General features: G+C 71.5%; 21 protein-coding genes. 9 read left to right on the forward strand and 12 right to left on the reverse strand.

Annotation, left to right across the window (positions count from 1 at the left end):
• Window positions 1–137: 137 nt before the first annotated feature.
• Window positions 138–1,505, forward strand: a complete 1,368-nt coding sequence (locus IE244_RS03180) for an FAD-dependent oxidoreductase (protein ID WP_191871053.1) — start codon at window positions 138–140, stop codon at window positions 1,503–1,505.
• Between the two features lie 39 nt (window positions 1,506–1,544).
• On the opposite strand, the gene IE244_RS03185 is transcribed toward IE244_RS03180, so the two are convergent.
• The 8 genes from IE244_RS03185 to IE244_RS03220 form a co-directional block, all read right to left on the reverse strand.
• Window positions 1,545–3,263, reverse strand: coding sequence for a pyridoxal phosphate-dependent aminotransferase (locus IE244_RS03185; RefSeq protein ID WP_191871054.1), 1,719 nt, complete (start codon window positions 3,261–3,263; stop codon window positions 1,545–1,547).
• Window positions 3,264–3,364: 101 nt separating this feature from the next.
• Window positions 3,365–4,528: an aldose epimerase family protein gene (locus IE244_RS03190; RefSeq protein ID WP_191871055.1), complete on the reverse strand. Its 1,164-nt coding sequence runs from the start codon at window positions 4,526–4,528 to the stop codon at window positions 3,365–3,367.
• A gap of 57 nt (window positions 4,529–4,585) precedes the next feature.
• Window positions 4,586–5,830, reverse strand: a complete 1,245-nt coding sequence (gene mmsB / locus IE244_RS03195; RefSeq protein WP_191871056.1) for a multiple monosaccharide ABC transporter permease — start codon at window positions 5,828–5,830, stop codon at window positions 4,586–4,588.
• A complete protein-coding gene (mmsA, locus tag IE244_RS03200; protein ID WP_191871057.1) occupies window positions 5,827–7,377 on the reverse strand; it encodes a multiple monosaccharide ABC transporter ATP-binding protein in 1,551 nt (516 codons plus the stop codon). The genes mmsB and mmsA overlap by 4 nt, the downstream gene beginning before the upstream one ends.
• Window positions 7,378–7,423: 46 nt before the next feature.
• On the reverse strand, window positions 7,424–8,533 hold the full coding sequence (gene chvE, locus IE244_RS03205; RefSeq protein WP_191871058.1) for a multiple monosaccharide ABC transporter substrate-binding protein: 1,110 nt from the start codon (window positions 8,531–8,533) through the stop codon (window positions 7,424–7,426).
• A gap of 37 nt (window positions 8,534–8,570) precedes the next feature.
• Window positions 8,571–9,539 carry a hypothetical protein gene (locus tag IE244_RS03210; RefSeq protein WP_191871059.1) on the reverse strand — a complete coding sequence of 323 codons (969 nt, stop codon included), beginning with the start codon at window positions 9,537–9,539 and terminating at the stop codon, window positions 8,571–8,573.
• A 153-nt stretch (window positions 9,540–9,692) separates the two neighbouring features.
• Window positions 9,693–10,697 (reverse strand): zinc-dependent alcohol dehydrogenase, encoded by a 1,005-nt coding sequence (locus IE244_RS03215; protein WP_191871060.1) that lies wholly within the window; start codon window positions 10,695–10,697, stop codon window positions 9,693–9,695.
• Window positions 10,694–11,851 carry a mandelate racemase/muconate lactonizing enzyme family protein gene (locus IE244_RS03220; protein WP_191871061.1) on the reverse strand — a complete coding sequence of 386 codons (1,158 nt, stop codon included), beginning with the start codon at window positions 11,849–11,851 and terminating at the stop codon, window positions 10,694–10,696. The genes IE244_RS03215 and IE244_RS03220 overlap by 4 nt, the downstream gene beginning before the upstream one ends.
• 200 nt (window positions 11,852–12,051) lie before the next feature.
• On the opposite strand from IE244_RS03220, the gene IE244_RS03225 reads away from it, so the two are divergent.
• Together IE244_RS03225 and IE244_RS03230 are read left to right on the forward strand one after the other, a co-directional pair.
• A complete protein-coding gene (locus tag IE244_RS03225; protein WP_229853927.1) occupies window positions 12,052–12,996 on the forward strand; it encodes an SCO2400 family protein in 945 nt (314 codons plus the stop codon).
• Between the two features lie 188 nt (window positions 12,997–13,184).
• The gene (locus tag IE244_RS03230; protein WP_191871062.1) at window positions 13,185–14,336 is read left to right on the forward strand and encodes a serine hydrolase domain-containing protein; all 1,152 of its coding nucleotides are present in this window, start codon (window positions 13,185–13,187) and stop codon (window positions 14,334–14,336) included.
• A 71-nt stretch (window positions 14,337–14,407) separates the two neighbouring features.
• Here IE244_RS03230 and IE244_RS03235 read toward each other — a convergent pair whose 3' ends face one another.
• Complete coding sequence (locus IE244_RS03235) at window positions 14,408–14,827, reverse strand: organic hydroperoxide resistance protein (RefSeq protein ID WP_191871063.1); 420 nt, start codon at window positions 14,825–14,827, stop codon at window positions 14,408–14,410.
• Between the two features lie 94 nt (window positions 14,828–14,921).
• A complete protein-coding gene (locus IE244_RS03240; protein ID WP_191871064.1) occupies window positions 14,922–15,956 on the reverse strand; it encodes an NADP-dependent oxidoreductase in 1,035 nt (344 codons plus the stop codon).
• Window positions 15,957–16,045: 89 nt separating this feature from the next.
• Between IE244_RS03240 and IE244_RS03245 the strand changes: the two genes are divergently transcribed.
• The 3 genes from IE244_RS03245 to IE244_RS03255 are packed head-to-tail and all read left to right on the forward strand — an operon-like array spanning window position 16,046 to window position 17,918.
• Window positions 16,046–16,483 (forward strand): MarR family winged helix-turn-helix transcriptional regulator, encoded by a 438-nt coding sequence (locus IE244_RS03245; protein WP_191871065.1) that lies wholly within the window; start codon window positions 16,046–16,048, stop codon window positions 16,481–16,483.
• A 20-nt stretch (window positions 16,484–16,503) separates the two neighbouring features.
• Window positions 16,504–17,307: an EI24 domain-containing protein gene (locus tag IE244_RS03250; protein WP_191871066.1), complete on the forward strand. Its 804-nt coding sequence runs from the start codon at window positions 16,504–16,506 to the stop codon at window positions 17,305–17,307.
• The gene (locus tag IE244_RS03255) at window positions 17,304–17,918 is read left to right on the forward strand and encodes a LysE family translocator (RefSeq protein WP_191871067.1); all 615 of its coding nucleotides are present in this window, start codon (window positions 17,304–17,306) and stop codon (window positions 17,916–17,918) included. The genes IE244_RS03250 and IE244_RS03255 overlap by 4 nt, the downstream gene beginning before the upstream one ends.
• Before the next feature lie 15 nt (window positions 17,919–17,933).
• Here IE244_RS03255 and IE244_RS03260 read toward each other — a convergent pair whose 3' ends face one another.
• Window positions 17,934–18,869 (reverse strand): LysR family transcriptional regulator, encoded by a 936-nt coding sequence (locus IE244_RS03260; protein WP_229853928.1) that lies wholly within the window; start codon window positions 18,867–18,869, stop codon window positions 17,934–17,936.
• Window positions 18,870–18,927: 58 nt separating this feature from the next.
• Between IE244_RS03260 and IE244_RS03265 the strand changes: the two genes are divergently transcribed.
• The gene (locus IE244_RS03265) at window positions 18,928–19,752 is read left to right on the forward strand and encodes an NAD(P)-dependent oxidoreductase (protein ID WP_191871069.1); all 825 of its coding nucleotides are present in this window, start codon (window positions 18,928–18,930) and stop codon (window positions 19,750–19,752) included.
• Window positions 19,753–19,763: 11 nt separating this feature from the next.
• Window positions 19,764–20,153 carry a RidA family protein gene (locus IE244_RS03270; RefSeq protein WP_191871070.1) on the forward strand — a complete coding sequence of 130 codons (390 nt, stop codon included), beginning with the start codon at window positions 19,764–19,766 and terminating at the stop codon, window positions 20,151–20,153.
• Window positions 20,154–20,206: 53 nt separating this feature from the next.
• Here the strand turns inward: IE244_RS03270 and IE244_RS03275 are convergent, their stop codons facing one another.
• Complete coding sequence (locus tag IE244_RS03275; protein ID WP_191871071.1) at window positions 20,207–20,788, reverse strand: TetR/AcrR family transcriptional regulator; 582 nt, start codon at window positions 20,786–20,788, stop codon at window positions 20,207–20,209.
• Window positions 20,789–20,892: 104 nt separating this feature from the next.
• Here IE244_RS03275 and IE244_RS03280 point away from each other — a divergent pair, with 104 nt between their 5' ends.
• Window positions 20,893–23,334 carry a glycoside hydrolase family 3 protein gene (locus tag IE244_RS03280; RefSeq protein WP_191871072.1) on the forward strand — a complete coding sequence of 814 codons (2,442 nt, stop codon included), beginning with the start codon at window positions 20,893–20,895 and terminating at the stop codon, window positions 23,332–23,334.
• Window positions 23,335–23,357: the final 23 nt, after the last annotated feature.

Here is a 23,357-nt window from a genome sequence, read left to right on the forward strand (position 1 = left end):
GGCCGACCGGATCCGACGTTACGGCGTGCGGGCCCAGGGACGCATGCTCGTGAGTCTGCACGCGCTCCCCGGGTGCCTCCCGAGCCCCGTGCCGGGGCTCCCGGCCAAGCCGTTGAGCCGAGTGGATGGGAGACGACATGAGCACAGAACGCCCCTGGGGCAAAGCCGTTGTCATCGGCGGCAGCTACGCGGGCCTGGTCACCGCACGCGTGCTGTCCGACTTCTTCAGCGAGGTCGTCCTCGTGGAACGGGACGCCGTCGACGAGGACACCGGCGTCCATCCGGGCGCTCCGCAGGGCTACCACGCGCACGCCATGCTGGCCCGGGGCGGGCAGATCCTGGAGCGGCTGTTCCCCGGACTGCGCGAGGAGCTGAGAGAGGCGGGAGCGCCGGTCTTCGACTACGGGGAGGGCATCGACTTCCTGCTGCCCGTCGGACTCGCGCCACGGCACCGTACCGGCGTCCGCATCCAGACCTTCACCCGCGACGAACTCGAACGCCGACTGCGCCGCAAGGTGGTCGCCCTGCCCCAGGTCACGCAGCTGCCGTCCACCCGGTGCACGGGCCTCACCCGCGGTCCCTCCGGCCAGGTGAGCGGCGTGACCTGCCGGCCGCACACCGCGGATCCCGCCGAGCCCGCCGAACCCTTCGAGCTGGCGGCCGACCTGGTCGTCGACGCCTCGGGACGGTCCAGCTCCCTCACGGACTGGCTGGGCGCGCTCGGGATCACCGTGCCGCCCAGACGGACCGTGAAGGCCAAGGTCACGTACACCTCGATGAACTTCGACCGACCGCACGTGGGTCAGCCCGGCCACCCGGACTTCTACGTCGCCTACCAGATGCTGTTCGCGCCCAGCGTGCCCCGGGCCGGGGTCATGCTCGCCGTGGAGCGCAACCGCTGGACGTGCTCGCTCTTCGGGTTCGAGGACCAGCCGCCGACCGACGACAAGGGATATCTGGAGTTCGCCGAGAGCCTGACGAACCCGCGTCTGGCCGAGCACATCAGCCGGCGCACCGGCCAGGAGCCCACCCGCCGCTACACCAACACCGACAACCAGTGGCGGCTCTACCACGCCGTCAAGGACTGGCCGGACGGCCTCATCGCCGTCGGTGACGCCGTCTGTGTCTTCAACCCCGTCTACGGCCAGGGCCTGACGGTGGCGGCGATGGAAGCGGAACTTCTGCAGGACATGCTGAAGCGGCGCCGCGCCGCCGGACGCCTGGACGGCCTCGCCGGCGGATTCCAGAAGAGGCTCGGCCGTCTGCTGCTGGGCCCGTGGACGCTGTCCACCAACTCGGACCTGATGTGGACCCCGGGCGGTCAGCCCCTCGCCGCGCGCTTCGCCCACTGGTACAACACACGTCTCTTCCGCGCGGCGGTGAAGGACGCGGCCGTATGGACGAGGTTCGTCCGCGTGGTGAACATGGTGGCCTCACCGGCCCTGCTGTTCCACCCCGTCGTGGCGCTGAAGGTCCTGACGGTCACGTCCGGCCGGCGCGCGTGACGGTGCAAACCGGCAGGCCGGGCCGCAGGGGCCGAGGTGCTAGCCCGCCGCCTGCCCCATTCCCGCCGCGTTGGGCCAGCTCTGGGCGTTGGGCCAGCTCTGGGCGTTCGGCCAGCCGGTGGCCGGGGCCGGCGTGAGGCCGGCCGCCGGAGCCGGAGTGGGGGTCTCCGGCGCCGTCGTGCCGCGTACCTGCGCCGCCGTGAGCCCGCCGCGCGCGGGGACGCCCGGGGGAGTGGGGGCGAGCGCGGCGGCGGGCGCCGGGACCGGTGCCGGGACGGGCACCGGAGTGGGAGCGGGCAAGGGCGTCGGCGCGGGCAGCGGTGTCGGCAGGGGAGCGGGTGCCGGCATCGGGGCCGGCTGCGGGACCGGTGCCGTCACCATCGGCCGCTGTCCCGGCGCGGGCTGCGGTGCCATCGGCGGCTGCAGCGGGGCGGGCTGCGGTGCCATCGGCTGGGCCACGGGCAGGGGCTGGGCCGCCGCGGGCAACGGCGGCGACACCGCCGGCTGAGGCACCGGTGCCGGCTCGGGCGCCGCGGGCATCCGCAGGCCGGCCCCGTTGGTCTCGCTCACCAGCCGGTCCACCGCCGCCGTACCCGAGCTGTAGCTGGTCCCGGTGCCCAGCTCGGGTACGGCGGCTCCCCTCCTGGACCCGTAGAGCACCTGCTCCAGGCCGGACACCAGGCGACGCACGTCGACCTGGGGGCGCACCACGAGTCTCAGGAAGCGGCTGGAAGAACCGATCTTGTTGCCGCACTCACGGACCAGGATCCGGTGCTCGGTGAGCATCCGGTCCCGGACCAGCGTGCCCTCGGCACCGACGGGAAGGCGCACGAAGAGGAAGTTGCCCTGCGAGGGGTAGACGGTGAGGCCGGGGAGCGCGGAGAGGTGGCTGGCCATCTCCAGCCGGTCGCGGCGGACCTGGGTGAGGCTCTGCGCGTACTCGGCGCCGTGCTCCTTCAGCATGAACACCACGTGCTCGGCGAGGGAGTTGAGGTTCCACTTGGGGAGCATGGAGCGGACCTTGCCCGCGAGCGCCGGGTTGGCGACCAGGTAGCCGAAACGGATGCCGTGCAGGCCGAAGTTCTTGCCGAGGCTGCGCAGGACGATCACGTTGGGGCGGAGCATGGCCTCCTGGACGACACTGGGCTCGGTCTCCGCGTCGGCGAACTCCAGGAAGGACTCGTCGATCACGATCAGGTCCAGGTCGGCCATGGCGTCCATGAACTGCACCACCGACTGCTTGCGCAGATACCCGCCGTCCGGGTTGTTGGGATTGCAGATCACCGCCACCCGCGTCCTGCGGGCCCGGATGAACTCGGCGTACTGCGCCAGGTCCAGCGCGAACCCGCTCGCCTCCTGCAGCGGGAACATGTCGACCCGCTTGCCGGTCTCCATCGGCTGGTCGGTCCAGCGGCCGAAGGTGGGCACCGGAACGGCGAGGGACTCGCGGACCAGGAGGTGGTCGATCCAGGTGATCAGTTCCGTGGAGCCGTTGCCCATCGCCACGCACTGCGGCGGCAGCTGGAGCAGGGAGCACAGCTCGCCGGTGATGGTGTCGGCGCCGCTCGGGTAGTACGTGATGATCTCGCGCAACCGGGCCGACAGCTCGTCGTACATGGCCGGCGTGGGGAAGTACGGGTTGCACGGGATGCAGAAGTCCACCGGGCCGGTTCCGTCGCCACCCTCTCGTGCCAGCGCCGCCATCGAGGGGCTGTGCGCGGCGCCGCCGCGGAACAACGAGGTGACGTTGCCGGCCAAAGCGTCCTCCGTTCAGGGTGGCCCGTGCGGGGGAGCACGGGCCGCCCATGGATACGGAGGGGACGGCAGTGGCGTTCAACTCACCGGCGACGTGAGCCGGTTCACGCCCCGAAGGTGTGGATCGTCGTCGTGCGGTACGTCCGGCCCGGCCGCAGCACGGTCGACGGGAACGACGGCTCGTTCGGCGAGTCCGGGAAGTGCTGTGTCTCCAGGGCCAGTCCGTCGCCCTGACGGTAGGTGCGGCCGGACTGGCCGACGAGCGTGCCGTCGAGGAAGTTGCCCGAGTAGAACTGCACCCCGGGCTGGTCGGTGAAGATCTTCAGGGTGCGGCCGGATCCCGGGTCGCGCAGGGTGACGACGTGCTCCGGGCGCGCGGTCACACCCTTGTCCAGGACGAAGTTGTGGTCGTATCCCTTGGCGGTGACCAGCTGCGGATGGCCGGTGCGGATGTCCCGGCCGATCGGCTTGCGGTGGGTGAAGTCGAAGGGGGTGCCCTTGACCTTTGCCAGCTCACCGGTGGGGATCAGGCCCGTGTCGGTGGGGGTGAAGCGGCTCGCGGCCAGCCACAGCTCGTGGTCGTAGATGCTGCCGCTGCCCTCGCCCGCGAGGTTGTAGTACGTGTGGTTGGTGAGGTTGACGACCGTGGGCCTGTCGGTGGTCGCCTCGTAGTCGATCCGCCAGTCGCCGTGCCGGTTCAGGGTGAAGGTGACCTTCGTCCTGAGCGTGCCCGGGTAGCCCATCTCGCCGTCGACGCTCGTGTAGTACAGGCGCAGACCGACGTCGGAGCCGGCGGTGAAGGGCTCGACGTCCCACACCTTGGTGTTGAAGCCCTGCTTGCCGCCGTGCAGGCTGTTCACACCGTCGTTGACCGACAGCTGGTACGTCCTGCCGTCCAGGGTGAACCGCCCCTTGGCGATGCGGTTTCCGTAGCGGCCGATGGTGGCCCCGAAGTAGGTGGTTCCCCTGACGTACGCGTCGAGGTCGTCGTAGCCGAGGGAGACGTTGGCGTACCGGCCGTGCCGGTCGGGGATCTCCAGGGACTGGACGATACCGCCGTAGGAGAGGACCTTCAGGCGGGTGCCGCCGTTCTCCAGCGACCAGCGGTGGACCTTCGTGCCGTCGGCGAGGGTGCCGAACGGTTCCTTCACCGGCTTGCGGCCCCCCGACGAGGCGGACGCGGCCTGGGCACTGCCCGAGCCGAGGGTGGTGGCGGCGACACCCGCCGCGGCTGCTCCTGCGATGACCGTGCGTCTGTTCAGTTCCATGGACACGACTCCCGGAAGAGGAGGGGCCCCGCCTCGGTCGGCGGGGCCCGATCTGGCTTACGAACCGGACTTGCGCTTGTTCCACACGTCGAACCCGACCGCCACCAGCAGGGCCAGGCCCTTGATGACCTGCTGCCAGTCGGTGCCGACGCTGAGGAGGTTCATGCCGTTGTTCAGCACGCCGAGGACGAGACCGCCGATGATGGCGCCGAGGACGGTGCCGACACCGCCGCTCATGGACGCGCCGCCGATGAACGACGAGGCGATCGCCTCCAGTTCGAAGTTGACACCGGCCTTCGGCGAGGCCGCGTTCAGCCGGGCGGCGACCACCAGACCGGCCAGGGCCGCGAGCACGCCCATGTTCAGGAAGACGTAGAAGGTGACCTTCTTGTCCTTCACCCCGGAGAGTTTGGCCGCCGGCAGGTTGCCGCCGATCGCGTAGATGTGCCGGCCGAAGACCGCGTTGCGCATGACATAGCCGTAGCCGACGACCAGCACACCGAGGATGATCAGCACGATCGGGGCGCCCTTGTAGCTGGCGAGCAGCAGGGTGAGCACGACGATCGCCGCCACCAGGGCCGTCAGCTTGAGCAGGAAGAGCCGGGTGGGCACGACGTCCAGGGAGAACTCCTGCTGGCGGCGGCGGTCGCGGAACTCCTGCCGGACCACGGCCGCGATCAGGACGAGCCCGAGCAGCAGGGTGAGGTTGTGGTAGTTGGTGTTCGGGCCGACCTCGGGCAGGAAGCCGTTTCCGATCTTCTGCAGGCCGTTCGGGAAGGGGCCGAGGGTCTGGCCCTTGAGGAAGAGCTCCGTCAGACCGCGGAAGACCAGCATCCCGGCGAGGGTGACGATGAACGACGGTATGCCGAGGTAGGCGATCAGGAAGCCCTGCGCCGCGCCCGCCGCCGCACCGACCAGCAGGCACAGCACCAGCGCGACCGGCCAGGAGATCCCGTGCTGGACGGTCAGGACGGCCGCGAAGGCGCCGACGAACGCCGTGATCGAGCCGACCGACAGATCGATGTGCCCGGCGATGATCACCAGCATCATGCCGATCGCGAGGACCAGGATGTAGCTGTTCTGCAGCACCAGGTTGGAGACGTTGCGCGGCAGCAGCAGGTCGCCGTCGGTCCAGACCGCGAAGAGGGCCACGATCAGGCCGAGCGCGATCAGCATGCCGTACTGGCGCATGTTGCGGCGCAGGCCGTCCAGCACCAGCTGGAGGATCCCTCCCGGGGCGGCCGGGCCCTTCCCGCCCGGCGGCGCGGGAGCCGGGCTCTTGGCGGTCACATCCGTGCTCATCGCGTTACCTCTTTGTCCTTCGTCATATGGCGCATCAGCACTTCCTGCGTGGCCTCGGCCCTCGGCACCTCACCGGTCAGCCGCCCGGCGGCCATCGTGTAGATGCGGTCGCACATGCCGAGCAGTTCGGGCAGCTCGGAGGAGATGAAGACGACCGCCTTGCCCTGGGCGGCGAGCTGGTCGATGACCGTGTAGATCTCGTACTTGGCGCCGACGTCGATCCCGCGGGTCGGCTCGTCCAGGATCAGCACGTCCGGTCCGGCGAAGATCCACTTGCTGAGGACGACCTTCTGCTGGTTGCCGCCGGACAGCTTGCCCACCGGCTCGAACACGGTCGGCGCCTTGATGTTCATGGACTTCCGGAAGCCCTCGGCGACCTGCCGCTCCTCGTGCTCGTCCACCACGCCCCGCCGGGCCACCTTGCCCAGCGCGGTCAGCGAGATGTTGCGGTTGATGGTGTCGATGAGGTTCAGGCCGTAGTGCTTGCGGTCCTCGGTGACGTACGCGATGCCGTGCGCGACAGCCTCCGGGACGGTCTTCGTACGGATCCGCGTGCCGTCCTTCAGCACCGTGCCGCCGGCGTACCGGCCGTACGTCCGCCCGAAGACGCTCATCGCCAGTTCCGTGCGGCCGGCGCCCATCAGGCCCGCGATGCCGACGATCTCCCCGCGGCGCACCTCGATCGACACATCGTCGACGACCTTGCGCTGCTGGTCGATGGGGTGGAACACGGTCCAGCCGCGGATCTCCAGCGCCGGCGCCGCGCCCTCCTCCGGCTGGTGCGGGGTGCGCTCGGGGAAGCGGTGGTCGAGGTCGCGGCCGACCATGCCGGAGATGATCCGCTCCTCGGTGGTCTCCGGGGCCTTCACGTCGAGGGTCTCGATGGACCGGCCGTCGCGGAGGATCGTCACCGAGTCGGCGACCTTGCGGATCTCGTTGAGTTTGTGGGAGATGATGATCGAGGTGATGCCCTGGTTCTTCAACTCCAGGATGAGGTCGAGGAGTTTGCCGCTGTCCTCGTCGTTCAGGGCCGCGGTCGGCTCGTCGAGGATCAGCAGCCTCACCTCCTTCGACAGCGCCTTGGCGATCTCCACCAGCTGCTGCTTGCCCACGCCGATGTCGGCGACGCGGGTCTCCGGGTGCTCGTGCAGACCGACCCGGCGCAGCAGCTCGGTGGCGTGGCGCAGGGTCTCGCGCCAGTCGACGAGGCCGCCCCGGGCGTGTTCGTTGCCGAGGAAGAGGTTCTCCGCGATCGACAGGTGCGGCACCAGCGCCAGCTCCTGGTGGATGATGACGATGCCGCGCTGCTCGCTCGCCCGGATGTCCCGGAACTGGCAGACCTCCCCCTCGAAGAGGATGTCGCCTTCGTAGCCGCCGAACGGGTGGACGCCGGAGAGCACCTTCATCAGGGTGGACTTGCCGGCGCCGTTCTCCCCGCAGATGGCGTGGACCTCGCCCTGCCGGACGGTCAGGGTGACGTCCGACAGCGCCTTGACACCGGGAAAGGTCTTGACGATCGAGCGCATTTCCAGGACGGGTCCCGCCATGGTCGTGCCTTCCAATCCGTAGGAATCAGGAGGGGGTCGGGGCGGGTTACTTCAGCTCGGACTCGGTGTAGTAGCCGCCGTCGACCAGGACCTGCTGGTAGTTGGACTTGTCGACGCTCACCGGCTGGAGCAGATAGGCCGGGACGACCTTGGTCCCGTTGTCGTAGGTCTTGGTGTCGTTGACCTGCGGCTTCTTGCCCTTCAGGGAGTCGTCGACCATCGTCGCGGCGACCTCGGCGAGCTTGCGCAGGTCCTTGTAGACGGTCTGTGTCTGCTCGCCGGCGATGATCGACTTCACCGAGGCGATCTCGGCGTCCTGGCCGGTGATGACCGGCAGTGGCTGGCTGCCCGAGCCGTAGCCGTCCGACTTCAGCGCGGACAGGACGCCGATGGAGATGCCGTCGTAGGGCGAGAGCACCGCGTCGACCCGGCCGCTCTTGTAGGAGCCGGTGAGGATGTCCTCCATGCGCTTCTGCGCGGTGGCGCCGTCCCAGCGCAGGGTGACGACCTGGTTGAGCTTGGTCTGCCCGGACTTGACCACCAGCTGCTTCTTGTCGATGTACGGCTGCAGCACGCTCATCGCACCGCCGAAGAAGTACTTGGTGTTGTTGTCGTCGTTGGAGCCGGCGAACAGCTCGATGTTGAACGGACCCTTCTTGCCCTTGCCCAGCCCGAGCCGGTCTACGATGTACTGGCCCTGCAGCCTGCCGACCTTCTCGTTGTCGAACGAGGCGTAGTAGTCGACGTTCTTGGTGCCGAGGATCAGCCGGTCGTAGGAGATGACCGGGATGTTCGCGTCGGCGGCCTCCTGGAGCACGCTGTCCAGCGACTTGTTGTCGATCGCCGCGATGATCAGGCCCTTCACGCCCTGCGTGATGAGGTTCTCGATCTGCGAGACCTGGGTGGCCGGATCGTCCTCGCCGTAGACGAGCTTCGTCTTGTAGCCCTTGGCCTGGAGGTCCTTGACGACGTTCTTGCCGTCGGAGATCCAGCGCTCGGAGGACTTGGTCGGCATGGCGATGCCGATGGTGGCGCCCTTGGCGTCCGTCGTCTTCTCCTTGCTGCCGCCCGAGCCGCTCTGGCCGCAGGCGGTCAGGGTGAGGGCGAGCGAGGCGGCTGCGGCTATGCCGGCGAGTGCGGCTCTGCGGTTGCGCATGGTGGTCCGTCCTTGTTCTTCTCGTCGTTGAGAGGGGTCACGCGGTGGTGGGGAAGCGGTGCAGCGGGCCGGGCAGCCGCGAGCCGAGCGGCGCCATGTCGCCGTCCGCGCCGTGCCGGGCGAGCAGGTCCAGGGCGAGCCGGCCGCGCCGCACCCGCTCCCGGGCGGTGTCCAGGGTCACGTCCCGCAGATGGGTGCCCCACGGGTAGAGGCCGGGCGCCTTGGACAGGCCGAACTTCAGATAGAGCGGGGCGCCGCGCCGGATCAGCTCGGCGACCTCGTACATGCGCACATAGCCGCCCAGGTCGTCGGGGGCTTCGATGTACATGTCCATCGGGGCGCCGGACACCCGGCGGATCTCGGTGAGGTGATCCAGCGTCAGATCGCTGGGTACGTTGACGGAGTCGGCGCCGAGCCGCTCGAAGACGGCGTACGCGGCCGGGTTCACGGGGCCGATCAGCGCCGAGACCTTCAGCGTCGTGTCGGCTGGGATGATCCCTGCCGTACGGGCCCGGTGCAGCGTCCACAGCACGCCCTCGTCGGCGACCAGCAGGCACCTGACGCCCAGCTCCGTCGCGCGTACGGCGTCTTCGACGCATCCGGCGACGGCGTCGTGGCCCCGTGCGCGCAGTCCGGCCCCCCGTGAGTCGGACCGCACCGAGCCGCCGATGTCCCAGGTGCCGCGCGGGCCGGTGAACAGGCAGAGTTCGATGTCGCGTGCGGCGGTGGCCTCGACCATCTCGGTGATCTCGGCGTCGGTGAGCATCCACACGCCGCTGCCCTGGCTGATCCGGTGGATCGGCACATCGAGGCGGGAGGCCTCCTTCAGGACGACCGCCAGCGCTTCGGGACCCTCGCACGAGGGGATCTCGGTGCGCCAGCGGCCGCCGCCCGGGAAGGAGTGGGCGGAGGCGTCGGCGGGATCGAGGGCGGGCGCGGCCAGGCCGAGCGTGGCGAGCGGCTGCTCGCCGGGCCTGCGGGCGGCCGGAGCGGAAGCGTCGGTCACAAGCTGTCCTTAGGGTCCAGTGTCCTGAGTGTTCGAAATATCGGACGAGGTTCGCGGCTCTGGGCGGCGGTCGGCCTGTGCGGCTCCGCGAAAAGAAGCTGGTGGTACGCCGGCCGGGGCGCCGTCAGGTCACGCCCCGGCCGGCGTACGTCATCAGGGGCGGAGCAGCACCTTGCCCACCTTCGGATCGCCGGCCCCGACCAGCTCGATCGCCTGCGGGAACCCGGTCAGTGGCAGCTCGTGCGTGACCAGCGGCAGCGGGTCCAGCAGTCCGGCGCCGAACACCCGTACGGTGTGCGCCCAGGCGTCCGGGGGCGCCCCGAAGACGGTGTGCACCTCCAGCTGCCGTACGACGAGATCGGTCGGGTCGAGCCCGTCCGCGCCCGGCGCCGGGATCCCGGTCAGCACCAGCCGTCCGCCGCGCCGGAGCAGCGCGGCGGCGGTCCGTGCGGCGGACGCGGACCCGGCGGTCTCGATCACCACGTCGAAGTCGTCGGGGAGCTCCTGGTCCCTGGTGCGGAAGTCGCTCGCGCCGTACCGCCGGGACAGTGCCTCCCGGTCCCGTCCGGTGCCGACCACCAGCAGCTCGCCCGGTGAGGCCGCCTTCAGGAACTGCACGGCGAACATCCCGAGCGTGCCCGTGCCGACCACCGCGACCCGCTCGCCCGGCCGGGCCCGGCCCTTGAGCGCGGCGGCCGCGACACAGGCGGCCGGCTCCAGCAGGGCGGCGGCGGTGAGGTCGGCGTCGTCCGGCAGGACGTGCAGCAGCCGGGCCGGCAGGGTGAGCGTGCCGGCCATGGCGCCCGGCTGGGTGAACCCGGTCTCCTCGTACCCGGCCGTGCACAGCGTGGTCTCGCCCGCGTGGCAGCGCTCGCACACCTGGCAGTTGCGGAAGCCCTCGCCGACGACCTTGCGGCCGACGAGGTCGGCGGGGACCGCGGGGCCCACCTTCGCGACCGTCCCCGACCACTCGTGCCCGGGCGTGAGCGGATACCGCACGTACCCCTCGGGCCGGTTGCCCTGGTACACCTCGCGGTCGCTGCCGCAGATGCCGACCGCGTGCACGGCCACCAGCGCCTCGCCCGGGCCGGGGTCGCGGGGCGTGTGCGCCGTGAGCCGGTGGGCGCCCGGCCCCTCGACGACGACCTGCGAGCTCACTTCGTACCCTTCGGCTTGCGCTGCTCCCAGCCCTCGGCCCACAGGTCGAACCGGGCCTGCTGCTGCGGGAACTCGGCAGCGGCGTCGACGTCCAGCTCGACCCCGAGGCCGGGCGCGTCGGACAGGTGGAAGTACCCGTCCACGACCTGCGGCGCCCCCTTGACCACCTTCTTGATCTCCGCGTCCGCGAAGTCGTTGAAGTGCTCAAGGACCTTGAAGTTCGGCGAGGTGAAGCCGACCTGGAGCGAGGCCGCGGTGAGCACGGGGCCGCCCACGTTGTGCGGCGCGACCAGCATGTAGTGGGTCTCCGCGGTCGCCGCGAGCTTCCGGGTCTCCCAGATGCCGCCGATGTGGCCGACGTCCGGCTGGATGATGTCCACGGCCTGGCTGTCGAACAGCTCGCGGAACTCGATCCGGTCGTGGATCCGCTCACCGGTGGCGACCGGGATGTCCACCTTGGCCGCGACCTTCTCCAGCGCCTTCAGGTTCTCCGGCGGGACCGGCTCCTCCAGCCAGGCCGGCTGGAAGGGCGCCATCTCCCTGGCCAGCCGGACGGCCGTCGCGGGGGAGAAGCGGCCGTGCATCTCCAGCATCAGCTCGGCGTCCGGGCCGATCGCGTCCCGTACGGCCTCGATGAGCGAGACCGCGTACAGGGTCTCCCGGTGGTCCAGTTCGAAGTGCCCGGTGCCGAACGGGTCGATCTTCAGCGCCTGGTAACCGCGCTCCCTCACCCCCTGGGCGGCCTTGTGGTACGCCTCCGGCGTTCGCTCGGTCGTGTACCACCCGTTGGCGTACGCCTTGACCTTGTCCGTCACCCTGCCGCCGAGCAGCTGCCACACCGGCACGCCCAGCGCCTTGCCCTTGATGTCCCAGCAGGCCATCTCGACGACCGCGATGCCCGACATCACGATCTCGCCCGCACGGCCGTAGTCGCCGTACTTCATCCGGCGTACGAGGTCCTCGGCGGCGAACGGATCCGAGCCGAGGATGTGATTGGCCTCGGCCTCCCGCAAGTAGCCGATCAGCGCGTCGGTGTGACCGAGCATCCGGGTCTCGCCGACTCCCGTGAGCCCCTCGTCGGTGTGCACCTGGACGTAGGTCAGGTTGCGCCACGGCGTGCCGACCACGTGCGTGCTGATTCCGGTGATGCGCACGGCAGTTGCCCCTCAGCTGTTCGAGATTTCGTCACACGTTCGAAATGCTGGCGTGACAGTAAGGACGGGGCGGTCGGGGTGTCAATGGGTCGAACAGGTAACGGTTTCGGCAAGCCTTTCGAGAATTATTTCGCTTTCTACGAAACCTTCACAGCGGTGCCTAGGAACAGGCCCCATGGGGAATCTAGTCTTCCGGCGTCATGGACTACTGCCACCCGTGCCAACGGCACCTCAACGGCGCCCTGGCCTGCCCTGGGTGCGGAGCACCGGCACGCCCCGCGGCGGAGACGACGGTCGCGTACGCGCACGCGGGCACGGGTGAGATGCCGGGGTACGGCGTTCCCCAGCCGTACGCGCAGCCCGAGTCCCACGAGTACCGCATCCCCCAGCAGTACGGGCCGGCCGGGCCGGAACAGGTGGCATGGCCGAAGGGGCCCGAGCCGCAGCAGGGCTGGGCGTCCGGCGCGCAGGCCGAGCCCGTGGCCGGCGGCGACCCGGACCCCGGGCCCGGCCCGGACCCCGAACCCGAGGAGTCCGAGCCCGACCCCGAGCCCGAGCCCGGTGGCCGGGCGGCGCGGCGCCGGGGGCGTGGCACCGCCGCCGTGAGCCCCGCCGACGCCGACGCCAGCCGCCGTGACCGCAAGGCCGCCGCGCACCGGCGCCGACGTCGCCGTGTCCTGCTGGTCGGCGCGGGCTTCGTGCTGGCCGCGGGCGGTCTCAGTCTTGCCGAGCTCGGTACGGACGCCCCCTTCTCGCCCTTCTCCAGTGGCCGGCCGGGCACGCCGGCGGACACCGCGGCCGATGGCGGCGCGTCCTCCACGGCGCCCGGCGCCAGCGCCGACCCGGCGGCCGGCACCTCCGGCGCGAGCCCGGGCGCGGCCGGCTCCGCCTCCCCGGACGCCTCGGCCTCCGCGTCCGCCTCCAAGTCCCCCAAGGACAAGGCCTCCGCGTCGCCCGACGCGAAGGACACCCACACGGCGCGGCCGACCTCCGCGACGGACTCCGGCACGACCCCCCAGGCACCGGTGACCCCCGACACGACCCGGCCGGCCCCCACCCCGTCCAGCGCTCCGACGACGTCCGGCCCGTCCCCGACGCCCTCGCCCACCAAGACCTGCAACCGCTTCCTGTGGTGGTGCACCTGAGCCCGAGTGCGCACGCGCGCACCACCCCGCGCCATCCGCCATCCGGGGCATCGACGACACCCCCCGCCGCTCACGACGGTTGAGTCGAACAGGTACGTCGCGCCGTACCGGTCTCGGGAACGCCCCGAGCGGGAAAGGGCGTTGTGCTGAGAGGGAGCAGCGAGCAGCGGCTCAGTTGAGGAGAGCGGATGACGCAGCAGATCACCGTCCAGGGCACGGTCGCCGAGGGCTTCGCGTCGGTGCGCGAGGAGTTCGCCGCCTTCGTCGCCGGTGAACGGGACGACTACGAGGGCCAGTTGTGCGCGTATGTGCACGGCCGGCGGGTCGTCGACCTGTGGGCGGGAGCGGAGGCGGACTCGCTGTACGGCGTGTTCTCGTCCACCAAGGGCGCCGCCCACCTGGTGGTCGCGCTTCTCGTGCAGGACGGCACGCTGGAGCTGGACCGCAAAGTGACCTACTACTGGCCGGAGTTCGGCGCCGAGGGAAAGGGTGCGGTGACCCTCCGGGACCTGCTGGCGCACCGGGCGGGCCTGGTCGGGATCGACGCCGGGTTCTCCGCCGAGGAGATCGCCGACGACCGGACGATGGCCGAACGGCTCGCCGACCAGAAGCCGTTCTGGCGCCCCGGGACGGCCTTCGGCTACCACGCGCTGGTGATCGGCGCGCTCACCGGAGAGGTGGTCCGCCGGGCCACGGGCCGCTCGCTGCAGGAGGTGTACGAGGAGCGGGTGCGGGCGCCGTACGGCATGGACTTCTTCCTGGGCCTGCCCGAGTCCGCGGAGCCCCGCTTCCGCCCGGTCCAGCCGATGCTGCCGACCCCCGAGCAGCAGGCGCTGCTGGCCGCGCAGCCGGCCGGGCCGCACACGCTGACCTCGATCGCCTTCAACACCCATGTGCCGGAGCCGGGCACCCTGGCGGACTACGCCAACTCCCGCCTCGTACGGGCCAAGGGACCGGCGTCGGCGGGCGGCGTCGCCTCCGCCCGGGGGCTCGCGAAGATGTACGCGGCGGCGATCAGCGAACTGGGCGACCGGCCACCTCTGCTCAAGCCCGACACGGTCGCCGAGGTGGGCCAGATCCACTCCGTGGGCTACGACCTGGTGGCCCGTGCCCACAAGTCGTACGGCCTCGGCTTCCAGGCCACCGCCGACATGTGGCACCCGGCGCTGGGCGCGGGCAGCTTCGGCCACAGCGGAGCCGGTGGCAGCCAGGCCTTCGCGGACCCGCGCAGCGGTCTGGCCTACGGCTACACGCGCCGCCGGATGGCCTTTCCGGGGGGTGCTGCACCGGAGAACGACAGGCTGGTGAGGGCGGTCCACAGGGCGGCGCTGGCGGGCTGAGCCCACCGCCCGGAGAAGAGACCGCACCCCACGTCCAAGGGTGCGGCCTCCGCTGTCTGAAACGACGACTGTCAGACCAGCGTCACGGTGATGTTCCCCCGCGTCGCCTTCGAGTACGGGCACACCTGGTGGGCCTTGTCGACCAGATCCCGCGCCACCTCGGCGGACACGTTCGGAATGCTCGCCGAGATCTCCACGATGATCCCGAACCCGTCCTCGTTCCGGCCGATCCCGACCTTCGCGGTGACGGTCGACCCGGAGACGTCGGCGCCCTCCTGCCGGGCGACGACTCCCAGGGCTCCCTGGAAGCACGCGCTGTAACCGGCGGCGAACAGCTGCTCCGGGTTGGTCCCGGACCCGCTGCCGCCCATCTCCTTGGGCGGGTTGACGACGACGTCGAGCCGGCCGTCATCCGTGGCGACCCGGCCGTCGCGGCCGTTCTCGGCGGTGGCGACGGCGGTGTACAGGACGTCGGACTGCGTGATGGGCATGCGGTTGTCTCCTCCTCGGTCCGCCACGACTCGCGCCCACGATCGACGGCGGATTTCGGAATGAAGTTACCGCATGCCGGAAATCCAGTGAAGCCTAGAGCTTGACGACCATCTTCCCGATGTTGTCGCCGCGCAGGACCCCGAGGAACGCCTCCAGGTTGTTCTCGATGCCCTCGACGACCGTCTCGCGGTACTTGAGCTCGCCCGAGGCGACCCACGGCCCGACCTTCCGGACGAAGTCCGGCTGCAGGTCGTAGTGGTCCCCGACCAGGAAGCCCTCGATGCGGCCCCGGGTCTGGATGAGGCGGGTGAGGTTCCTCGGGCCCGGCGCGGGCTCGGTGTTGTTGTAGACGGAGATCATGCCGCAGACGGCGATGCGGCCGCCCTCGCGCAGCGACCCGACGGCCGCCTCCAGGTGGTCCCCGCCGACGTTGTCGAAGTACACGTCGATGCCGTCGGGCGCGGCCTCGCGCAGCTGCTCGGCGACCGGGCCGTTCTTGTAGTTGAACGCGGCGTCGAAGCCGTACTCCTCGACCAGCAGCTTGACCTTCTCGTCGGAGCCGGCCGAGCCGATGACCCGCGAGGCGCCCAGGAGCTTGGCGAGCTGTCCGACCTGGCTGCCGACGGCACCGGCGGCGCCGGAGACGAAGACGATGTCGCCCTCCTTGAAGGAGGCGGTGCGCACCAGGCCGGCGTAGGCGGTGAGGCCCGTCATGCCGAGCACGCCGAGGTACGCCGACAGCGGCACCTCGTGGGCGCCGGCGTCGACCTGGACGGCCGGAACGGCCGTCGGGCCGACCTTGACCGCGTTCTTCGCGTCCACGACCGCGTACTCGCGCCAGCCGAAGAAGTGCAGGACGTGGTCACCGACCTCGATGCCCTCGGCGTGCGAGGCGATCACCTCGCCGACCGCGCCGCCCTGCATGACCTTGCCCAGCTCGAAGGGGGCGGCGTACGACTTGGCCGCCGACATGCGGCCGCGCATGTACGGGTCCACGGAGAGGAATTTGTTCCGCACCAGTACCTGACCGTCACCCGGGGTCGGGACCGGGGTCTCGACGAGGGCGAAGTCCTCCGGCTTCGGCCAGCCGACGGGCCGGCTGAGCAGGTGCCACTCGCGGTTGATCATGACAGTGCCTTTCCCGATTACTTCAGAACCTGAAACAACCATGCGCTTCAATATTTCAGGATGTCAAGTAAGCGGGTATCCTGGTGTCCATGGCCACACCACCGAGGACCCACCGCCCCGACGCCCTGACGATGGAGGTCGTCGAACTCATCGGGGACGTCGTGGCCCGCTTCTACACGGACTACGAGGAAGCGGCGGGCGAGCACGCGCTGACCGGTCCGCAGGCCCGGCTCCTCAGTCTGCTGTCGGTGGAGCCGCTGCCCATGCGGAAGCTGGCGCACAAGCTGAAGTGCGAGCCGTCGAACGTCACGGGCATAGTGGACCGCCTGGAGTCCCGGGGGCTGGTGGAGCGCCGTCCCGACCCGGCGGACCGCCGGGTGAAGGTGGCCGCCGCCACCGAGGACGGCCTGCGCGTCGCCCGGGACCTGCGCGAGGGCCTGCACTTCGCCCGCGAACCCCTCGCCGGTCTCTCCGCGGACGAACGCCGCTCCCTGCGCGACCTGCTGCGCCGGATGCTGGCCGGCTGAGAGTCGGTAGAGTTCCCGCCATGCGCGATCTTGGGGCGGGATTCGGTCATCTGCTGAAGGGGCAGCGCTGGATGGCCCGGCACGGCCGCCAGTACGGCTTCGGGCTGCTGCCCGGGCTGCTCACCCTGGTCCTCTACGCCGCGGCGCTGGTCGCGCTCGCCGTGTGGGGAGAGGACGCGGTCACCTGGGCGACCCCGTTCGCGGACGACTGGTCCAGCCCCTGGCAGGGCCTGTTCCGCGGCTTTCTGACGGCCGTCCTGTTCGCCCTCGGCCTGCTGCTGGCCGTGCTGACGTTCACGGCCGTCACCCTGCTGGTCGGCCAGCCCTTCTACGAGAACCTGTCGGAGCAGGTCGACGCCGACGTCTCGCCCGACGGCACCGCCCCGCGGTCGGACCTGCCGCTCTGGCGCGAGCTGTGGATCTCGGCCCGCGACAGCCTGCGCATCCTGGTGCGGGCCGCGCTGTGGGGCGTGCTGCTCTTCGCCCTCGGCTTCCTGCCGTTCGTCGGCCAGACCGTCGTCCCCGTGCTCGGCTTCTTCGTCACCGGTTTCTTCCTCACCGAGGAACTGGCCGCCGTGGCCCTGCAGCGCCGGGGCGTCGAACTGCGCGCCCGGCTCGCCCTGCTCCGCTCCCGCAAGACCCTGGTCTGGGGCTTCGGCACACCCCTCGGCCTGGCCTTCCTGGTTCCGTTCGTCGCGGTGTTCCTGATGCCGGGCGCGGTCGCGGGCGCCACGCTCCTCGCCCGCGACCTGCTGGGCGAGGAGGACGCCGACGACGGCTCCGCTCCCGACGGGGAGCCCGACATGGAGGACGTCACCCCGTGACCCAGATACTCGCCGTCGCCCTGATCACGCTCCTCGCCGTGGTCGCCCCCGGCGCCGACTTCGCGATGATCGTCCGCAACAGCTATCTGTACGGCCGCCGCACCGGCCTGCTCGCCGCCGCGGGCGTCGCCGCCGGCGTCCTGGTCCACGTCACCTACACCCTGCTCGGCGTCGGCCTGCTGATCGCCTCCTCCACCGCCCTGTTCACGGTGATCAAGCTGATCGGCGCGGCCTACCTCGTCCACGTCGGCGTCCGCACCTACCGCACCCGCGGCGAACTGAGGATCGACCTGGCCGACCGGCGCGAGCTGACCCCCTCCGCCGCGCTGCGCACCGGCTTCCTCACCAACGTGCTCAACCCGAAGACCACCCTCTTCGTCGTCTCCACCTTCGCCCAGGTCGTCGGCCCCGACACCCCGCTGTACCGGCAGGTGGGCTACGGCCTGTTCATGTCGCTGGCCCACCTGCTGTGGTTCGGCGTGGTCGCCGCGTTCTTCTCGCAGGCCCGGATGCGGACCCTGATGCTGCGCGGCCAGAAGATCCTCAACAAGGTCATCGGCTCGGTCCTGGCCGGCCTCGGGGTCAGCCTCGCACTCGCGCCGTCGCACTGAGCGCACCCGGCCGGCTCAGCGCGGCACGCGTTCCGCCGCCTGCCGCAGCGCGGTGACGAAGGCCCGGACCGCCGCCGTCAGCGACCGCCCCCGGACCGTCGCCGCGTACACCGCGCGCGGCGGGGCGTCCTCGGCGTGCACCGGCAGCAGCACGACGTCCGGGCGCACGGACGCGGCGGCCAGCGCCGGGACCAGGGTCACGCCCAGGCCCGCGGCGACGTAGCCCTGCTTGGCGGTCCACTCCGCGACGACATGGGCGACGTGCGGCTGGAACCCCTGCCGCACGGCCGCGTCGAGCAGGGTGCCCTCGGGCCGGGCGCTGCCGGCGATCCAGTCCGCGTCGGCGAGCCGGGCCAGCCGCACCGGCCCGTCGGCCGAGGCGAGCGGATGGCCGGCCGGAACGGCGACGTACAGGGTCTCGTCGAGGAGGTGGTGCAGCGCGTACGCGTCCAGCGGGGCGCGGCCTGTCGTCGACACCACCACGAGGTCCAGCCGGCCGGCCGTCAGGCGGCCCAGCAGCGCTGCGGACAGGCCCTCCTCGCGCGAGACGCGTACGCGGGGGTGGCGGGCGTGGAAGGCGGCCAGCGCCTGCGGGACGAGCGCCGCGTCGGCGGTGGGGAACGCCCCGAACCGCAGCCGTCCGCCCGCTGCCGCGCGCAGCTCGGCCAGCTCGCGCGCGGCGCCCCGCAGCGACCCGGACACGGCCTCGGCGTACGGGAGCAGGGTCCGGCCGGCCTCGGTGAGCCGCACCCCCCGCGGCAGCCGGTCGAAGAGCGGAGCGCCGCCGAGGGCCGACTCCAGTGAGGAGATCTGCCGGGAGACCGCGGACTGGGTCCAGCCCAGCGTCCGCGCGGCCACGGTGAACGAGCCGTGCCGGGCGACCTCCAGGAACACCCGCAGCCAGACGGTGGACAGGTCGGGCGGGTCGGGCTCGTCATGCGAAGTCAGCATGCCTGCGATGCTAGACATTCGCTTGTCGCATCGCACGGCGGATCCTAGCGTCGAGGGCATGGAGAAGACGGAGAAGATCGCCTTCCTGGGGCTCGGCAGCATGGGGGCCCCGATGGCCCGCCGGCTGCTTCGGGCCGGTCACCCGCTGACCGTCTGGAACCGCACCCCGGCCCGGGCCGAGCCGCTCGTGGCCGAGGGCGCCGCGCTCGCCGGGTCGCCCGACGCGGCCGTACGGGACGCCGACGTCGTGATCACGATGCTCGCCGGACCTGACGCACTCACCGCCGTGGCCGACGCCGTCGTGCCAGAGCTGCGGCCGGGCACGGCCTGGATCGAGATGTCGACCGTCGGACCGGACGCCGTACGGGAACTGGCCGCACGGCTGAAGGACGGGGTCGTCCTGGTCGACGCACCGGTCATGGGCAGCACGGACCGGGCCGCCGAGGGCACGCTCGGCATCCTCGCCGGCGGGGACACGGCCGCCGTGGGACACGTCCTCGCCTCCCTCGGCACGGTCACCCGCACCGGCGCGCTCGGCTCGGGCGCGGCCCTCAAACTCGTCGTCAACACCGCGGTGATCGGCGGCGTCGGCGTCGTGGCCGAGGCGCTGCGGCTCGCCGCCGCGCTGGGCCTCGACGGGGACACCGCCCGCGACGCCCTGCGCGCGGGCCCGCTCGGCGGCGCGGTGGAGCGTGCCTTCGCCGACGGGGCGCTGTTCGCCACCGACCTGGCCGTCAAGGACCTCCGGATCGCCACGGCCACCGCCGGACTGCCGGTCACCGCCGCGGTCTCGGAGCACCTCAGGCGGGCCACCGAGGACGATCCGGCCCTGGCCCGCGCCGACCTCGCGCGGACGGCCGCCCACATCATCCGTAGCAGCTGAAGGAGCCCCCCGTGCAGATCACCCTGGACAGTCCCGCCGGCGGGCCGCGGCCCCTCAGCCCCTACTACTCCCAGGTGGCCCGCGTCGAACACGCCGACGGGAGCGCCCTGTTGTTCCTCTCGGGCCAGATCGCCGAGGGAGCGACCCTGGCCGAGCAGACCCGGGGCGCCTTCGAGGCGATCGACGCCCTGCTGAAGGCGCACGGCGCGAGCCTCGCGCACGTCATCAGCATCCGCACCTGCCTGACCGACATCGGCAAGCTGGCGGAATACGGTTCCGTACGACGGCAGTTCCTCACCGGCACCCCGCCGACGAGCATGACCTTCGAGGTCCCACGCCTCTTCCGCCCGGAGGCACAGGTGGAGATCGAGGTCGTGGCGGCGGTGCCGGGCGGTGACTGACGGCCGCGCGGCCGCGCGGCGGGGGCGGACCGGTGCGGGGGCACGCGCCGCCCTCAGTCCACCGGCTCGCCCAGCAGGCGCAGGAAATCACGGAACGCCCCCGGCATGTCCACCGACTCTGGGTCCAGCAGCCACTGGTACTGCAGGCCGTCCATCACGGCCACGAGCAGGGGTGCCGTCCGCTCCGGGGTGAGTCCGTTCGGCAGGCTGTCGCCGTACTCGGCCCGCAGCACCGCCGCCATCGACTCCCGCACCCGCGCGTACCGCTCGGTGAAATAGCCCCGCGCCGGATGATCCTCCGTCACGCTCTCGCCGAGCAGCGCCGAGAAGGTCTGGATGATCGCAGGGCGCATCGCGTTGTACTCGACCAGCGAGGCCAGCAGATCCACCCGCCACCGCGGGTCCGGCACGGCGTCCCACCGGTCCCGGTCCTGCAGCACGGCCACCAGCAGGGCGTCCTTGGTCGGGAAGTAGTGCAGCAGCCCCTGCTGGGTGAGTCCGACGCGCTCGGCGACCGCGGCCAGGCTCGCCCCCCGGTAACCGCGTTCGGCGATCACCTCCAGCGCCGCCCCGACGATCTCCGCGCGCCGTTCCCCGCTCCTGACCCTCGCGTTCATGGGATCACCGTACGGCACCCCCGACCCGTGAATATTACGGCAAGATAACGAAACCTACCGCTCTACAGGCCACGGATGCACGATGGGGGCACCTGCACGGACGTCAACGAGGAGGCACCGCGATGGCGGGATCCCAGCCCACCCCGGCCGACACGGCCCGCGAGGCGGTCGTCGAGGCCGCTCTCGGCAAGCTCGGCCTGGACGCGAAGGCGCGGCTGCTGGCCGGCCAGGACATGTGGACCCTGCCCGCGCTGCCGGAGATCGGCCTCAGGTCCCTCGTCATGTCGGACGGACCGATCGGCGTCCGGGGCGTGCGCTGGAGTGCCGACGACCCCTCCGTCGCCCTGCCCTCGCCCACCGCGCTCGCCGCCACCTGGGATCCCCGCCTCGCCCACCGGGCCGGCGTGCTGCTGGCCCAGGAGGCCCGGCGCAAGGGCGTCCACGTGCTGCTCGCGCCCACCGTCAACCTGCACCGCTCGCCGCTCGGCGGCCGTCACTTCGAGTGCTACAGCGAGGACCCGTATCTCACGGGCGTGATCGGCAGCGGCTATGTGACCGGCGTCCAGTCCGGCGGAGTCGGCGCCACCGTCAAGCACTTCGTCGCCAACGACGCCGAGACCGACCGCTTCACCGTGAACAACCTGGTCGGCGAACGCGCCCTGCGCGAGCTGTACCTGGCCCCGTTCGAGGCCATCGTAGAGAACGCCCGCCCCTGGGGCATCATGACCGCCTACAACACGGTCAACGGCACCACGATGACCGAGCACCACCACCTGGTCAACGAAGTCCTGCGCGGCGAATGGGGCTTCGACGGCTTCAACGTCTCCGACTGGATGGCCGCCCGGGACACGGTCGGCGCCGTCAACGGCGGCCTGGACGTCGCCATGCCCGGCCCGCGGACCGTCTACGGCGAAGCCCTTGCCCAGGCCGTCCGGGACGGCGAGGTCGCCGAGGCCACCGTCGACGCGGCCGTACGGCGCGTCCTGCGCCTCGCCGCCCGCGTCGGGATCCTCGACGGCGCCGAACCCGTCGTGAGCGAACCGCCCGCGCCGGTCGACGGCGAGGAGCTCGCACGGGAGATCGCACGCCGCTCCTTCGTCCTCGTCCGCAACGAGAACGCCGCCCTGCCCCTGAAGCCCCACAGCACGGTGGCCCTGATCGGCGCCGCCGCCCGCGACGCCCGCGTCCTCGGCGGCGGCTCGGCCACCGTCTTCCCGGCCCGGATCGTCTCCCCGCTCGACGGCCTCACCGCCGCACTCGCCGAGGGCACCCTCAGCTACGCCACAGGCGCCGACCCGGCCACCGAACTCGCCGTCGCCGACCAGGGATTCCGCCTCAGCGCCGTCTGCCGCGACAGCGGCGGCCGGGTCATCGGCACCCGCTCCGCCCCGAACGGCCAGATCCAGTGGATGGGGTCCGACCTCCCCGAGGGCGTCACCCACGACCGCCTGCACACCGTCGAACTCACCGGCACCTTCACCCCCCGCGCGAGCGGCCCGCACACCTTCGGCATCAAGGGCGCGGGCCCCTTCACGCTCACCGTCGACGGCACGACGTACTACGACGACGCCCAGCGCCCCGACGAGGACGGCCCCTTCGAGGCCTTCTTCGGCGCTCCCGTGCCCCGCGCCCAGGCCGAACTCACCGCCGGACGGCCGGTCGACGTCTCCCTCACCCACGTCGTCCAGCTCCCCGACGACATCCCCGTGAAGGTCGTCGCCTTCACGCTCGCCCACCGCGAGCCGCAGCGTGACCCCGACGAACTGATCGCCGAGGCCGTCGAGGCGGCCCGGAACGCCGCCACGGCCGTCGTCATGGTCGCCACCACCGACCGTGTCGAGTCCGAGGGCTTCGACCGCACCGACCTGAGGCTCCCCGGCCGCCAGGACGACCTGGTCCGCGCCGTCGCCGCCGCCAACCCGGACACGGTGGTCGTCGTCAACTCCGGCTCCCCCGTCGAACTGCCCTGGCGCGACGAGGTCGCCGCCGTCCTGCTCGGCTGGTTCCCCGGCCAGGAGGGCGGCGCCGCCCTCGCCGACGTCCTCACCGGCACCCACGAGCCCGGCGGCCGGCTCCCCACCACCTGGGGCTCCCTCGCCGACGCCCCGGTCACCCAGGTCACCCCCATCGACGGTGAACTCCCTTACACCGAAGGCGTGTTCATCGGCTACCGCGCCTGGGAGAAGTCCGGCCGCACCCCCGCCTACCCCTTCGGCCACGGCCTCGGCTACACCGACTGGACCTACGAGTCCCTGGAGACCGACGGCACCACCGCGCGCGTCGTCCTGCGCAACACGGGTGAGCGCCCCGGCCGCGAGGTCGTCCAGGTCTACCTCTGCCCGGCCCCCGGCGGCCCCGAGCGCCCGGCCTGGCAGCTGGCCGGCTTCGCCTGCGCCGAGGCCGGTCCCGGCGAGAGCGTCGAGGTGAGCGTCACCCTGCCGCGCCGGGCCTTCGAGGTCTGGGACGAGAAGGCGAAGGCGTGGGCATGTGTGAAGGGTTCGTACGAGATCGCCGCCGGACGCTCGATCGCGGACCTCAGGCTCGTCGAGCCGATTAACGTCTGATCCGGGACAAGTCCCCCACGAAC

It is taken from the genome of Streptomyces filipinensis, from assembly GCF_014649495.1.
In the GTDB taxonomy this organism is placed as follows: domain Bacteria; phylum Actinomycetota; class Actinomycetes; order Streptomycetales; family Streptomycetaceae; genus Streptomyces; species Streptomyces filipinensis.

Coding starts and splice junctions, on each gene's coding strand:
- IE244_RS03260 (WP_229853928.1), bottom strand. CDS start 18,869: ATGCTGACTTCGCATGACGAGCCCGACCCGCCCGACCTGTCCACCGTC.
- IE244_RS03280 (WP_191871072.1), top strand. CDS start 20,893: ATGGCGGGATCCCAGCCCACCCCGGCCGACACGGCCCGCGAGGCGGTC.
- IE244_RS03245 (WP_191871065.1), top strand. CDS start 16,046: ATGGCCACACCACCGAGGACCCACCGCCCCGACGCCCTGACGATGGAG.
- chvE (WP_191871058.1), bottom strand. CDS start 8,533: ATGCGCAACCGCAGAGCCGCACTCGCCGGCATAGCCGCAGCCGCCTCG.
- IE244_RS03235 (WP_191871063.1), bottom strand. CDS start 14,827: ATGCCCATCACGCAGTCCGACGTCCTGTACACCGCCGTCGCCACCGCC.
- IE244_RS03225 (WP_229853927.1), top strand. CDS start 12,052: ATGGACTACTGCCACCCGTGCCAACGGCACCTCAACGGCGCCCTGGCC.
- IE244_RS03265 (WP_191871069.1), top strand. CDS start 18,928: ATGGAGAAGACGGAGAAGATCGCCTTCCTGGGGCTCGGCAGCATGGGG.
- mmsB (WP_191871056.1), bottom strand. CDS start 5,830: ATGAGCACGGATGTGACCGCCAAGAGCCCGGCTCCCGCGCCGCCGGGC.
- IE244_RS03240 (WP_191871064.1), bottom strand. CDS start 15,956: ATGATCAACCGCGAGTGGCACCTGCTCAGCCGGCCCGTCGGCTGGCCG.
- mmsA (WP_191871057.1), bottom strand. CDS start 7,377: ATGGCGGGACCCGTCCTGGAAATGCGCTCGATCGTCAAGACCTTTCCC.
- IE244_RS03190 (WP_191871055.1), bottom strand. CDS start 4,528: ATGGAACTGAACAGACGCACGGTCATCGCAGGAGCAGCCGCGGCGGGT.
- IE244_RS03250 (WP_191871066.1), top strand. CDS start 16,504: ATGCGCGATCTTGGGGCGGGATTCGGTCATCTGCTGAAGGGGCAGCGC.
- IE244_RS03230 (WP_191871062.1), top strand. CDS start 13,185: ATGACGCAGCAGATCACCGTCCAGGGCACGGTCGCCGAGGGCTTCGCG.
- IE244_RS03180 (WP_191871053.1), top strand. CDS start 138: ATGAGCACAGAACGCCCCTGGGGCAAAGCCGTTGTCATCGGCGGCAGC.